We start from the raw sequence: 13,764 nt of genomic DNA on the forward strand, positions 1-13,764 counted from the left end.
AAAAGCAACACCTTACGATTCAATCTTACTACGCGCCCTTTTTTGGCCCGCCTCGGTGCGATGATATTAATTGTTTTCATATCGCTTTGCTTGACGGCGGTGGGATGCCGTCCAGGCATGCAGGCCGGCTCCGCAGGCAAGTCTCAGGCCTCCACTGACACCGCTGGTCAAACGGCTACCCTTCATCGCGATGAGCTATTCGAAATTGCCATCAGCAATCTCAATCGGCTTTATCAGTTCGAAGGCACCGAAATGGCTCTCCAAGTGGCCGATCGGCTTGACCAGTGGATCAAAACCCAGCCCCCGTTGACTGATTGGACACCTGATCCGCTCCTCCAGAAGCTACCGCCCGATCTCGCACAACTCAAGGCGGTGAAAGAACTTGGGGAACTCAGGTTCACTCGGGATGACGGGATCTTTCTGCAGACTGCCGTATGGCTTCGCGACATCGCTGGTTGGGCCCGTGGGGAACAACCCGATGAATTAAGCCGCGCCATCGAATTGTTCGATTGGGTGGTGATCAACGTTCAGTTGGATTCGCAGGAGCGGATGATCCGGCTTCCCTCCGGGCAGTTGCTCATCCACACTCCGTGGGAAACTCTGCTATTGGGGCACGGGACGGTCTTTGATCGGGCCTGGGTCTATCTCCTGCTGTGTCGGCAGGAAGGGTTGGATGCAGCGGTGGTGGCTGTCAATCGTGCGGCGGCAGGGGCTCCGCCGCTTTGGGAAGTCTTCGCTGTGGGGGTTCTCATCAACGGGGAGTTGTACCTGTTCGAGCCGGCACTGGGAGTTCCGATTCCCGCGAAGGACGGCCTGAAGGTGGAAAAAGGAAAAGGGCTCGTCATTCGACCGGCCACACTCAGGGAATTGGCAGCGGATGATTCCCTTCTCCGCCGATTGGATGCGGATCCCCGCAATCCTTATCGTGTCAAAGCGGAAGACCTTCGGGAAGTCATGCTGTACGTGGAAGGTTCTCCCCCGTATTTGTCTCGGCGCATGGAAATGGTGCAGAAGATGCTCGCCGGGACGGAGTCCCTCGTCATAACAACTCATCCCAGCGAAATTGCCGAGCGGCTTCGCCAGACGCGGCATGTAAAGGATGTGGAGCTTTGGGTGGTGCCCTACGAAGCGGAACAGCAGCGGGAGACATTCGGACAGCAGATTGGACAGCATATTTTGCGGGAAGTGATGCCCTATCTGGCGCCCGTTGGGGAAGTGGTGCCTTTATGGCGGGGGAGAGTTCTCCACTTTCGTGGGGATCTCGTCGGGGAGGAGAGCGCCGCATATTACTACCAACTCGCCAGACCACCGGAAAGGCTTCTGGCGTCGGGAAACCTGGCGCCCGATCAGGAGGCTATCCTCAACCGGGCCAAAATCAACGCCAGCTACTGGCTGGGAATTCTTGCTTTGTATCAGGGAAACCGCAAGAGCGCCGAAGACTACTTTATCAAGCGGACCGCCTTATCCGAACCCGATTCTCCGTGGGAGTCGGGGGTCCTCTATGCACTGGGCCGGCTCAACGAGAAGCTGGGGGACTACTCCCGGGCGATTACAGCATACCGCTCTGAGATGCACCTGCCGAACCGGTATGGCAATTTAGTTCGGGCAAAATGGCTGGAGGAGTTGACAGGCGCCAAGCCGCTCGAGATTAAGGAGAGGCCCCAAGAGTGATCGGTGGGACCTGGCGGAAAGGGCCGGGTAGCTTCGAGAATACCTCGTCCACCGCCCGGCAAGGCGGGAAGCATGCCGCAAAGCCCTCCAATTCGGTACCTGATCCATCGCGTCTTCTGGCAACTCCGCTGGGATGACGTTGCCGCAACGTGTTGTTGCGGCCATTCACGAATGGCCCCACGGTGCAGCCAAAAGACTGAACCCAGCAGTCAGGGCGCGGCTGATAGAATGCATCATGCAAACGCTGGAATGTCGAGCCGGCAAGGAGGTCTCTCCGTGTTGAATGGAGCCCCCCGCGAGCCAGTGTGGACCTCTGCGTCCAGGGATAGGGGGATGGGGAGTTGGCTCAGATTCTCGGTACCAATTGAGGGTTTCGGCATTCTGCAGTACACTGAAAAAGAGGGAACGGTTGGCCTCCGCATGTCCTGGGCGTTTCCCTTCTGTGGTGGGGTTTTTACGCGGCGACATGGAGTTTTGGACAAGCCTGGAATGCCGGCCAAATTGGCAGGTTTTCTCAGGCGATCCCTCATTTCGCAAGCCCGGGTCGATTACGTGGATATACCGAGAATGTATGCGAGGACTGGCTTATGAAAGAAGGTATTCACCCCAAGTATGTGGACTGTAAGGTCACCTGCGGGTGTGGTAACACATTCATGACCCGCAGCGTGAAGCCCGAGCTGAGAATCGACATTTGCAACATGTGTCACCCCTTTTTTACCGGTAAGCTCAAATACGTTGACACCACGGGACGGATCGAGAAGTTCCGCTCGAAGTTCTCTGGGGGTTACGCGGGCGGGAAGAATAAGAGCTGAGGACATTCTCTGGCCTCGCTCAGCCTTGTCGAGCGTTACAATAACTGGCGAGAAGTGACGAGGGATCGCGAACGCCGATAATGGGACACTCCGCCAGCCTGGGGAATCCTGTGGCGAAGCCGGTGGCGTATCTGTTTATGCGCAGAGAATATGCGCAAGGAACTGGACGAAAAACTCGCGCGGTTTGAAGAGCTGGAGCGGCAGCTTCATGATCCGGACGTGCTCGCCGATTCGGCACGTCTGGCGGCGGTCATGCGCGAGCATGGGGCGCTGGCCAAAGTTGCCGTCAAATACCGCAAATTCAAGGAAGTGAACCAGCAGATCCTGGAATTGCGGAATCTGCTGGAGGGTGATGATCCGGAATTACGCGAGCTGGCGGAAGAGGAACTGCCTCGGCTTCGTCGCGAGCGAGAAGCGCTTTGGGACGAGCTGCTGGATTTGACCATCGGGGGAGAGGACGCGAATCGCACCCGGTGTATCCTGGAGATTCGGGCGGGAACAGGGGGAGAAGAGGCCGCTCTTTTTGCCCGCGATCTTTTCGAAATGTATCGCCGGTATGCTGAATCCAAGGGTTGGAAAGTTGAAATCCTCGGGATGAACCCAACCGAATTGGGGGGCTTTAAGGAAATCAGCGTGGGGCTGGAAGGTGAAGAGGTTTACCGGCGGCTTCAGTACGAAAGCGGTGGTCATCGGGTGCAGCGGGTGCCGGAAACCGAGGCCAAAGGCCGGATTCATACCTCCCTGGCCACCGTGGCGGTGCTCCCTGAGCCTGAAGACGTCGAAATAGAGATCAAGCCGGAGGATTATCGCCGGGATACTTTTCACGCCAGTGGCCCTGGGGGACAGCACGTCAACAAGACTTCCTCGGCTGTTCGCCTGACCCACTACGCCACGGGGATCGTTGTCCAGTGCCAGGACGAAAAGAGTCAGCACAAGAATTTTGCCAAGGCCCTGCGGGTGCTCAAAACCCGGGTGTATGAATACTATCGGCGTGCGAAGGAGGCCGAACGGGCTCAGGAGCGTCGCAGCAAGATTGGTTCGGGAGATCGCAGCGAGCGAATTCGCACTTATAATTTTCCCGAAAATCGGGTGACGGATCACCGCATTAACTTGACGCTCTATCAGCTCGACAGCATTTTGGAAGGCAATCTCGATCCGATCATCGAGGCCCTTCTCGATTACGAACGGAATGAACTCCGCGCGACGTTTGGGGCACTCGATTGAGCGACGGGGCCTTGGTTGTTTTTGCAATGTCGGTGCATTCCACACGACCCGGGCGGGAAAAAAGGCGCGCAAAACGGCGTGGGAACCGCGTGATAAGAAGGATCGCTTCCCGATGACCCAGGCCGATGTCTGGACGGTAGGCCGACTTCTCAACTGGACCACGGAATATCTCCGCCGACACGGTTCGGACAGCCCGCGTTTAGACGCCGAGGTCCTGCTCGCCTCTGCGCGCGGCTGCCAGCGGATCGATCTGTACACTCGCTTTGACGACATCCCTTCGGAGGAGGAAAAGGCGCGGTTCCGCGAGATGATCAAGCGTCGGGCGGAAGGCGTGCCGGTGGCCTATCTGGTGGGAGAACGGGAGTTTTTCTCGCTCAAATTCCGTGTCACGCCCGATGTGCTGATCCCTCGCCCGGAGACCGAGTTTGTGATGGTCACTCTTTTGGAATGGGCCCGCAAACAGGGAGCGGATCGCCCCTGGCTGATCTGTGATGTCGGGACGGGCTCGGGGATCCTCGCCATTTGCGCAGCCAAACACCTGCCGCATGCCCGCGTGACGGCCGTGGACATCAGCTCCGCAGCCCTGGCAGTTGCCCGGGAGAATGCTGAGCGGCACGGCGTGGCGGACCGCATCCAATTCCTTGAAAGTGACCTTTTGCAAGGCGTGCCGAACGAGTTGCGATTCGATTTCATCGTGTCCAACCCTCCCTACGTGAGTGAGGCGGAGTACGAACAGCTTTCCCCGGACGTCAGGAAGTACGAACCCTACCAGGCGCTTGTGGCTGGGCCACGCGGGACGGAAATCATCGAGCGGCTCGTTCCGCAGGCTGCCGAAAGGCTTGTCCCAGGAGGAGGATTGATCTTTGAGATTTCGCCCATGATTCACGACGCCGCTCGCCAAATAGTGGCCGATGATCCACGCTTTGAATTGGGTCCCACCGTTCGCGATTTGGCGCGATTACCCCGTGTCATTCAGGCTCGTCGCAGGGAAACAGTTTGAGTCATCCGATTTTCTACCAGCCTTCATCTGCTTGGCGGAGAGCTGGACTGTGAGGAAGGTGGCAGGTGCCGGAAGAGCCGTTGCCGCAGGATGTTGCGGTCCGAAGTGAGCGACTCGTCCCCAGAATCGGTGAAGAGAATCTGGTAATAGATGTGGAACTTGGCATCCAAGTCGTCAGCATAGTGAACGATGAGGGCTTCCGGCGTCATGGGCGGTTTGGGAGATCCCCATTCAGGCAGTCGCTGATGGGCAATGATCAGGTGTTCCAGGCGAAGCTGAGTCTCCGGGCAAAGCGGAACACGGCTGGCGAATTCACGGACAATGTCCCGGCCGAGTAAGAGGTGTCCCAAAAGGGCCCCCTCCTCCGAATACTCTGTGGTAATGGTGGAGAAACGTAACTCGCGGAGTTTGCCAATGTCATGGAGGATTCCCCCCGCAATGACCAAATCGCGGTCGAGGGGGGGACGCAAATCGGGATAGAGCTGCCGGTATTTATCGGCGAGAAAGACGCACGTTCGCGCCACCGAGAGGGTGTGCTCCAGCCAACCGCCCACATAGGCGTGATGGTGGGTACGGGCGGCAGGTAAGGTCAGAAGCGATTCGCGAAACTCCTCAAGGATTGTCGTGACAAAAGTTCGCAGGCTTTCATTCGCGAGTTCTTTCCGCGTAAGCTCAAGCAATTCCCGATAAAGCTCTTCAGGAGGGTATCGCGATTGGGGAAGACACATGAGAGGGTCAAAGCCATCCTGGCGGTCTTGTTCGACAACCTCTCGAATCCGACGGATTTCAAGTTGCGGGCCAAAGCGTGTGTCGCGGCGGACTGCCCGCAGCTTGTAAAACACGCCCACCGCCCACTCGTCTCGGCATACGGCGGCCAGGGGAGAATCACACCAGATAGGAAATGTGAACTCCATGGTGGCATCCCGGAAGGTGACCATCCAATAAGGTTTGCCATCGCGGGTGGTGGATTCTTCTTTTCGGCTGAGGAGGGCGAAGGTGTCGCATTCCTGATCGCACGGTAATTCACTGAGAGCTCGCAAGGGAACCTTGGTGGCCATCGTTCGTATTGTCGATTGAAAGGCAATTGGCCCGACTGATTGGCAACGTGTTTAACGACGCTCAAGCTGCGATGGAATCAGCGCCCGGGTTGGGTTAAGACGACATCTCACGAATGAGTTGCAGCGAATTGTAACAGGGACCGCTGGGCTTTGCCAGTTGGACAAAAAACCCCCAGTGTGGCGAGCACTGGGGACGCAGCCAGTTATCTCCGCTGCCGGTTTGGGGAAAAAGGGGAAATCTACGGCTCGATCAGGTAGGCCTGGCCCTCGATATTCAGCAGGACAGGTTCGTCGAAGACGACATACGGGGCAATCTGGCGTCCGTATTTTCGCAGCAGTTCGAAATACTCGTCGCTTAACTGCTTGATGCGTCGTGGGGATTTTTGCTGTTCAGGGGTGAGGGTGCTGTCAATCCACTGGCCCTGACGGCGATAGAACACCCGATTGCCGACGTACCGTACTGTTTGGCCCGCGGTGGCCTGTGCGATTTCTCGATCGGCGTCGCGGAGCGGAGCCGGGGCCGCGGCTGCCAGGCCGGCCTGGCCTGGTGCTCCGGCAGCGCCGTAGCCACCGAACGAGCGGAGCTCTCTCGTTGCGGCCTCTGGGCTGGTGGCCGACTGGATCCGACCTTTAAAAGCCCGCTGGGCAAATCCTGCAATTCCCTCCGTAGCCTGGAGTGCATCCAGTCGGATGCTGGCCTGCCGCCGGGCCTCGGTGAGTTCGTGAAGAGGCACGTTTTCATCGGCGAAAAACGATGTGTATGGCGTGAGGATACCATGCTTGAGTGCAAGCTGGGTCAACTCGTCGATAAGCTCCTGATTCTTCCCGTGCAAGTCAATCTCATCCAGAATATCCCCGACTCGTCGCACCGCCCACAACTTTTCCACAAAGGCTTTTGATTCGTCACCTGCACGAGCGGTGAATTCCACTGGAAATTTGAAGGTCTTGGTCTGGTCGCCCATTTTTCCTCGCAGGACAAGCTGAGCCGCACCTGAGCGCCGATACCGGCCCACCATCGCGAGCTGTTCTCCCGCGAAAAGATCGAACGGGGGCTGTGGACTCAGCCGGTAAACGGGCGCAACACTCTCACTGTCATCGAAGTTGAACTCTACCTCCACGTCAGTGAGCACCGGCGCTTCGATGCGACGATAAAAGCGACTGATGCGATCTTCGAGGTTCTCATCCGGCCGGACATATTCGGTGTAACCGCGGCTGGATCGCGCCAGCTTGTCCAGCAGCCGGCTATTCACGTCGTAGCCCACGCCAAAACAGAAGATCCGGGCGCGGACCGTGTTGGCCTTGCGGGCATTCTCCACGATTTGCATTTCGCTGGTGACGCCTGTCGTGGGTAAGCCGTCGGTCATGAAGACGACGTAGTTGGGGCGACTTTCATCCTGTAGCTGGGCGAGAGCAGTTCTTAAAGCGGCGTCGATGTTGGTACTCCCTCCCGCCACCAGGCCTTCCACAAACGCCAGGGCCTGCTGGCGGGTTTTGTCATTGTAGCGCTGAAGTTCCGGGCGAAATGTTTCCACATCGCTATCGTAAGCGATGATGTTGAAAAGGTCACCTTCGCGGAGATTGTTGATGACAAACCGCATCGCTTCGCGGAGCTGTTCGATTTTCTTGCCGCTCATGCTGCCGGAGCGGTCCAGGACAAAAATGACCGTTTTGGGTAACGGTTTGGTGTGGTCCTCTGCGATTTGCGGGGTGGCCAAAAGCAGGAAAAATCCATCTTTCTCATCGAGAGATTTGTAACTGATGAGTTTGGCTGCCACAGGACCTGGAGCCACATCGTACATGAGGCGAAAATCACTCATCGGCACGATATCCCGCGCCGAGTAAGTAACTGTCACGGTGTTTTCATCGAGACGTTTGACTTCGACTTCCTGGGTGGGGGAGTAAACATTCTTGATGGGCTCATCTTCCCGAAGGTTGAGACGAATACTGAGCCGATCGAGCGGTTTCGACGTGTACTTGGCCGTGCTAAGCGGGAAAAGAAAATCCACCATCCCATCGGATTGCCGGCACAACTGGGTGTAGCGCAGCGACACGGTTCGCTTTTGTCCGGGCGGAATGGGAAAGACGCTTGTTTTGAACATGCCCGTTCCAACCCATTCCAGAAGCGCGGGATCACGATTCCGGCGGACGATCTCCTCGTAATGCCTCCGGGCCTCATCGGCCTTGAGAAGCCGCGCGGGAATCTCCTTGCCGTCCACAAGCAGCGTCATGCGGTCGATGGCTCCGTCGTAAGGGAGTGGAAACACAAACGAGGCCTCCAGAGTACGGCTCCCGGTGTTAACGAATGTCTGCGAGACTTCCACCTGGGCGACGCGATTGCTGATGCGACCATTCACTTCCAGTGAGTCGACCGCATAGCTGATAGCCGGAGGCGGGGGAACAGGACGAGGCGGAGGAACGGGAGGATGAGGTGGGATCGGTGGCCAAATGATGATCGGTGGCCTGGGCAATCGGAAGCCCTCGGTCTCAACAACAAGGATTCCCTGTGCCTGGGCCGCAGTTGTCGCAACAAGGCCCAAAACTGCAGCCATCACGACAACCAGGCTGTGTCGAAAGTGGGGGAATTGAGAATAGATCGCCATTTCTCGAACCTCCTGCTATCGTGACCCCACGACCCTGTCGAATCGGAGCTTAGCACAGCGTACCTCCCCTTCAACCAGACCGCTCTACGGAGAAGCAAACACCATGCTGGTTGGCGGTTTCATTAGGTCCGACGTGTTTTGCCGGGAAAAAGTTCCGCATCGGGATCATATTTCGGTCGAAACGTGAGGGTCCCGCCGCCCCATCTTTATGGTTGACTCGCCTGTTGGGGGAACGTATCCTTTTGTCAGGACCGCTCGGGAAGGCGACTCGCCTGAGTAGGTCCACGGGGGAGGAGGCACTGCTCGTCTCGCTGGAGGAAATGCGGTTCTGGCCACGTCTTACTTGCACGAAAGGGAGACGCTATGGAAACGGCCAAACAGGTCTCTGTCAAGCTCGTCAACAAGCCCGGTCGGCTTGCCCAGCTCCTGGATGCTTTAGCCAAGGCTAAAGTGCGGTGCCGGGCACTCGTGGTGATGGACTCGGGAGATCGGGGCACAGTACGGTTTGTGCCGACAGAGAGTGATCGGGCTGTCAAGGTGGTGGAACAATTGAATCTCCCCTATGAGGTAGCCGACGTCCTGCTCGTGGATGTACCCAAGCAGCCCGGGGGATTTCGCAAGATCTGCGAGCGGCTGGCTGAACATCATCTCAATATCGATTACGCTTATCACTCATTCGGTACGGAGTTAGGGGCCAAAGGTGGGGGCGTGGCCGTCGTCAAAGTCAACGATCTCAGCAAGGCGCAGCGGGTACTGTCCAACAATGAATCGGCGGGGAAACAACGGGCATCGGTGAGGCGTCCGGTGTACGCCCGGTAATCTTTCCCGTTAGGTTGGTCTTCCCACCACCTAAACCGGAAGCTGCAGTGAAGGCCACTGATCAGTACCGGGGAGGCTGGCCGATTTGGCTGCAGACGCGGTCTGCGCGCTGCGAAGTGCAAAATTTGGTCTTGCCTGAATAGCCTTCCCGTGCGACACTAATCCGCCTTCCAGCGGAGCCGGGGCTGCATTGGTTCGGGCGGGAGGTCGTTCTCAGGGAAGGAATCCTGCACGGGTGATTGACCAAAAGGTAACAACGACTGGAATTCTGGCTGGTCTGTTACTGATAGGGGGGTGCTTCCGGCCGTTTTTTTTGACACCCAGCCCGGTCCTGAACGTCTACTATCCGAATCCCATTTTCGTGGCGGCGAAGGATCCTCAGGTCCTCTGGGAGACGCTGGTTGACGTGGTGGATGATTACTTCGAGATTGAACGCGAAGAGCCCATTCGCCAGTTTGACACAGTTCTTACCTCTGGCCGAATCGATACCTTGCCCAAAATAGGGGCCACCATTCTGGAGCCGTGGCACAAAGATTCGGTGGATCGCTACGCGCGCTGGGAGGCCACCCTCCAAAGTATTCGGCGGCGAGCGGAAATTCGGGTGGATCCACGTGACGGCGGTTACTGGATTACCGTGCTCGTTTTCAAGGAGCTGGAGGATGTTGGCCAGCCCCTTGCCGCCACGACATCCTCGGCAACTTTCCGAAACGATAGTTCTCTCACGCGGGTCGTCTCGCCCATCGGAGAACAGCAAACCCACGCGGGTTGGATTCCCATGGGGCGGGACACCGCGCTCGAGCAGCGAATCATCGAGGCGATTGGGACTCGGTTCGGTCTGCTCCCTGTTCCTACCGCTTCGACACCACCCATGGAAAGTATCAACGTCCCTGGTGCGGGCGGCAATGGCACTCAGCAGAATCCCTTACCGCCATTGGAAACAATTTCCACGAGAGGCTCCTGAGTCGCCATAGCGCCCGGTCTTCGATGCGAACGCCGGCCAAAAAACGGGTTGGCGTCGCTTTTCACTGGCGTTTTGCTGATCAGGATCCGGAAGAGACGTTGTCCATCGGTCGCTCGTGGCTTGATGGAAGCTGTTCGAGTGCGAAGTCGCCGTTGGCAAGCTGGGCGAACGTGGGAGCCGCCGGCGCGGACTGCACGCGTGAAGTCCCCAAGGGTGTGGATTCACTGGAAGGAGATGATGTGGATGTCGCCGCGCAGGGCAACCGAACGGTGAAACAGGTCCCTTTGCCCACCGCACTTTCCACCCGAATGCGCCCTCGGTGCGCCTCGATAATCTCCTTGCAGGCAGAGAGTCCCAGTCCCGTTCCGCCCTTGCCAGTCGCATCCGGGCCCGTCTTGGTTGTAAAGAAGGGATCGAAGATTTTGGGCAGGATTTCTGGCGGAATACCTGTGCCGTAATCGCGAATTTGAAGATCCACGAACTCCGAGCCGGGGTCGTGGTGGAGTCGGATGACCAGGCGTCCACCCCGCGGCATGGCCTGTCGGGCATTGGTCAAGAGGTTGAGGAGCACCTGCTGGATCTGGCCCGGGTTGGCCATCACGGGAGGCACTTCTTCCATGGCCACCTCCACTCGAATGTGGTATTTGTTCATTTCCCGTTCCAGAAGCAGCAGTGTATCGGCAAGGAGTTGGCGGAGGTCGGTCGGCTCCATGGCATTGGAACGTCGCCGTGCCATTCCCAAAATCGTCTGCGTGATCCGCGATCCGCGCGTGGCAGCGGCGAGTATTGCGTCAAAGGCTTTGTCGCGCGTGGCATCATCGCGATGCCGCAGGCCGTGCCGTGCCCAGTTGATGATGGTGGTGAGGACGTTGTTGAACTCGTGGGTCGTGGTGCCCACAAGCTCGCCGAGGGCGGTGTAACGCTGGGTTTGCAGAAGTTGTTCTTTGAGAAACGCGATTTGTTGCTCGGGTGGAAGTGATTGCAGGGTGTTTTCGTCCACGGAAGTGCCCTTGCAACAAGAGTATCACGATGACTATAGACTGCCTTCAGGCCGTGTTTTTGCGGGTGTTCCTGGTGAGCAAGCACCCGATTCCACGCCAGTTCTCTGGAACTTCGCCGCGTGGGAACACGGCTTCCCCACCGAACGCATGAGACATTGCTATAGAGTTCATCGGCTGGACCATACCTGTTTCACAGGAACAGTTTGCAGCACGCAAACAGACCCGCCAGGTTTTGCAATTTTTCGGAAGCGGGGACGCGAAAGCATGGATGGAAGCGATATTCTGCATAGCTTGGATGAATTGAGGAGAAAATTAATCGGCAAAGGATGGGCAATAAGAGAAGAATGGCTTAATGGGGGAGGGTGCCATATGTGCGAAGTCCGCGGACAAAAGGTTGTCTTCGTCGATATCAGCCTCACCCCCCGAGAGCAATTGGCCCAACTCCAGGGGCTGTGCTCAGCCCTGGAATCACGCGTCAATTCGGCCGAGGAGTTCGCCACACCAGCTTGAATCAGCCTCAGCAGACCTGGCTTTGCTTTATGACCGGCCCGTTGGCGGGAGCGTCTTTGTATAGTCCGTGGTGCAGGATGTACATTTCCACGGCCTTGGGGACACGGAACCGAATGCTTTTACCGGACGCCACACGAGCACGGATCTCTGAAGCGGATAGCTCGATTTGTGGCATATCAACCTGAAGTCGGGAAAGCGTTTCGAAGCGGCTGGGCTCCATTATCGCGCGGAGGCTCTCCAGACACGGTGGTGGCGTTCCCGCCCGGCGGACCCCTACAGGGATGGCCAGGCGGCAGATTTCGGCGGCCTCGCGCCAGTTGGGAAGGTCATTGAGCATGTCCGCGCCAACCAGGAGGAAGAGTTCTGCCTGCGGGAACTGACCTTTCAAAAAGCGAAGCGTCTCAACCGTGTAACTGACTTCTCGCCGCTCGATTTCGTACCGGCAGATTTCGAAACCCGGCTCCCCCCCGATTGCCAGCTCCAGCATGGCCAGACGGTGTGCTGCTGGAGTGAGTTGCCGCTGGCGTTTGTGGGGCGGTTGCCCAGCCGGCACGAAGAGAACTTTCTCCAGGCAGAGCTGCTCCCGGCAGCTTTCTGCCATCAGGAGATGTCCGTAGTGCACCGGATCGAAACTACCGCCAAAGACTCCCAATCGCATCTGAACCCAGCGGCCCTTGGTAGACAAATGGACATTCATTCGTCCACGAACAACAAAAACACACCCCGTTCCCGGTGCAAGCGTTCGGGAAAGCGAGGATTCGCTTCATTCTATCGTGGTCAGCAAGGCAGCGTCAGGGCAGCGTCCAGAGGCTGAGAGATTCGGCGTCTTTGATGTAAATGCGTTTTCCGGCCACGACAGGGGTGGCATAAACTGGCGTTGAAGACACCTCGTAACGTGCGACGGGACGCAGACCCTCGCCGCTGGGTGGGAACACAACCAGACCCGCGCGCTCCGTCATGGCCAGGAGGACGGGACCCGCGTCGAGGAGAGCGCCAAATGCCGTATAGGAGTTGTCATCCATCCAAAGTGTCTTTCCAGTTTGGGCATCGAGGCAATAGAAGTTGCCCCGTTGCGAAAGCCCAAACAGTTTACCATCCTTGAGAATCGGCGAGTTGAATTGGGGAGCGACGTCGGGGTTGGTCCACAGATCGCGGATCACATACTCGGCGCCACTTTTTTCCACGCGAATGGCCCGGCTTCCACGACCCGCGCCGGCAAAGTAGATCGTCTGGCCATCCGCGATTGGCGTGGCAGCGTTGTAATTGCGACTGGAAGCCGGGAAGGAAACTTTCCAGAGGAGTTTCCCGTCTTTAGCCGACAGGCCGACCAAACTCTGCTCGGTGAATGTGACGATCTGTTTTTCATCACCGACCGTGACAAGGATGGGCGAGGCGTAGGATGGAGCTTCGCCCTCCCATTTCCAGCGGACCTCTCCAGTGGAGAGATCGAAGGCCACGGCCGTGCCCGAATCAGGCCCACCCAGTTGAAGGACAGCGAGGCCATCCACGATGATCGGTGACATGGCGGTGAAAAAGCGGGGAGTGCCTTTGAAATCCTTGTTCTGCCACAGCAGCTTGCCCGATGCTGCGTCCACGCACGAAACGATCCCTGCCACTCCCAGCGTGACCACTTTGCCCTCGGCCACCGCAGGAGAACTTCGTGGCCCTGGATGTCGGGATGCGGGGCCGGTAACAGGGGGACTGGGATACTTTGTCGCCCAGATTTGTTCTCCCGATTCTGCATCCAGACAGAGGATCACTTCCTCATCGCCCTGCCGGGTGTGCAGATAAAGGCGGCCTTCCACAAGCGCGGGAGTCGCGTCTCCCGCCCCGACAGCGACTTCCCATTTTTTGTTGAGGGAAGCGGGCCAACTTTCCGGGGCCTGAAAAACGGGAATTTTGCCGTCGCGGTTGGGGCCTCGCCATTGTGGCCAGTCTTCCCGCGCGAAATCACCGGCCAGCCCCAGCGGTCCGAAGAGTAATAGGGCGCTTGCGACAATCCAGCCAAGTCTGCGCATGATCGTGTCCCTCCCGTCGTGTTGTGCTGAGAACGCGCTCCAAACCCACAAGGAAATCTGCCACCGTCAGTGTATCGAGCGGAATTTCGC

12 protein-coding genes are annotated in these 13,764 nt (G+C 57.8%); 7 read left to right on the top strand and 5 right to left on the bottom strand.

All coding sequences use genetic code 11. The annotated features are described in order from the left end of the window. Positions 1–117 precede the first annotated feature (117 nt). The 4 genes from THTE_RS04705 to prmC all read left to right on the top strand — a co-directional run bounded on the left by THTE_RS04705 (position 118) and on the right by prmC (position 4,707). A complete protein-coding gene (locus THTE_RS04705) occupies positions 118–1,671 on the top strand; it encodes a tetratricopeptide repeat protein (protein WP_157731755.1) in 1,554 nt (517 codons plus the stop codon). A gap of 587 nt (positions 1,672–2,258) precedes the next feature. Continuing rightward, positions 2,259–2,483 carry a 50S ribosomal protein L31 gene (gene rpmE / locus THTE_RS04715; RefSeq protein WP_095414350.1) on the top strand — a complete coding sequence of 75 codons (225 nt, stop codon included), beginning with the start codon at positions 2,259–2,261 and terminating at the stop codon, positions 2,481–2,483. A gap of 150 nt (positions 2,484–2,633) precedes the next feature. Next, positions 2,634–3,707: a peptide chain release factor 1 gene (gene prfA / locus THTE_RS04720; RefSeq protein ID WP_095414351.1), complete on the top strand. Its 1,074-nt coding sequence runs from the start codon at positions 2,634–2,636 to the stop codon at positions 3,705–3,707. 112 nt (positions 3,708–3,819) lie between these two features. Then, the gene (prmC, locus tag THTE_RS04725) at positions 3,820–4,707 is read left to right on the top strand and encodes a peptide chain release factor N(5)-glutamine methyltransferase (protein ID WP_095414352.1); all 888 of its coding nucleotides are present in this window, start codon (positions 3,820–3,822) and stop codon (positions 4,705–4,707) included. Positions 4,708–4,730: 23 nt separating this feature from the next. On the opposite strand, the gene THTE_RS04730 is transcribed toward prmC, so the two are convergent. Both THTE_RS04730 and THTE_RS04735 read right to left on the bottom strand, forming a co-directional pair. Continuing rightward, a complete protein-coding gene (locus tag THTE_RS04730; RefSeq protein ID WP_095414353.1) occupies positions 4,731–5,765 on the bottom strand; it encodes a 3'-5' exoribonuclease YhaM family protein in 1,035 nt (344 codons plus the stop codon). A 239-nt stretch (positions 5,766–6,004) separates the two neighbouring features. Continuing rightward, the gene (locus tag THTE_RS04735) at positions 6,005–8,365 is read right to left on the bottom strand and encodes a VIT domain-containing protein (RefSeq protein ID WP_095414354.1); all 2,361 of its coding nucleotides are present in this window, start codon (positions 8,363–8,365) and stop codon (positions 6,005–6,007) included. A 363-nt stretch (positions 8,366–8,728) separates the two neighbouring features. On the opposite strand from THTE_RS04735, the gene THTE_RS04740 reads away from it, so the two are divergent. Both THTE_RS04740 and THTE_RS04745 read left to right on the top strand, forming a co-directional pair. After that, positions 8,729–9,184 (top strand): hypothetical protein, encoded by a 456-nt coding sequence (locus THTE_RS04740; protein ID WP_095414355.1) that lies wholly within the window; start codon positions 8,729–8,731, stop codon positions 9,182–9,184. 235 nt (positions 9,185–9,419) lie between these two features. Next, entirely contained in the window at positions 9,420–10,145 is a 726-nt protein-coding gene (locus THTE_RS04745; protein ID WP_207651783.1) for a hypothetical protein, read from the top strand. Positions 10,146–10,224: 79 nt separating this feature from the next. On the opposite strand, the gene THTE_RS04750 is transcribed toward THTE_RS04745, so the two are convergent. Then, complete coding sequence (locus THTE_RS04750; protein ID WP_168175787.1) at positions 10,225–11,145, bottom strand: sensor histidine kinase; 921 nt, start codon at positions 11,143–11,145, stop codon at positions 10,225–10,227. 370 nt (positions 11,146–11,515) lie between these two features. Between THTE_RS04750 and THTE_RS17870 the strand changes: the two genes are divergently transcribed. Then, positions 11,516–11,656 (top strand): hypothetical protein, encoded by a 141-nt coding sequence (locus tag THTE_RS17870; RefSeq protein WP_157731757.1) that lies wholly within the window; start codon positions 11,516–11,518, stop codon positions 11,654–11,656. Between the two features lie 7 nt (positions 11,657–11,663). On the opposite strand, the gene nadD is transcribed toward THTE_RS17870, so the two are convergent. Together nadD and THTE_RS04760 are read right to left on the bottom strand one after the other, a co-directional pair. Next, positions 11,664–12,353, bottom strand: coding sequence for a nicotinate-nucleotide adenylyltransferase (gene nadD, locus THTE_RS04755; RefSeq protein WP_237260202.1), 690 nt, complete (start codon positions 12,351–12,353; stop codon positions 11,664–11,666). 94 nt (positions 12,354–12,447) lie between these two features. Continuing rightward, positions 12,448–13,674 carry an outer membrane protein assembly factor BamB family protein gene (locus THTE_RS04760; RefSeq protein ID WP_095414356.1) on the bottom strand — a complete coding sequence of 409 codons (1,227 nt, stop codon included), beginning with the start codon at positions 13,672–13,674 and terminating at the stop codon, positions 12,448–12,450. Positions 13,675–13,764: the final 90 nt, after the last annotated feature.

It is taken from the genome of Thermogutta terrifontis (assembly GCF_002277955.1).
Lineage (GTDB): Bacteria > Planctomycetota > Planctomycetia > Pirellulales > Thermoguttaceae > Thermogutta > Thermogutta terrifontis.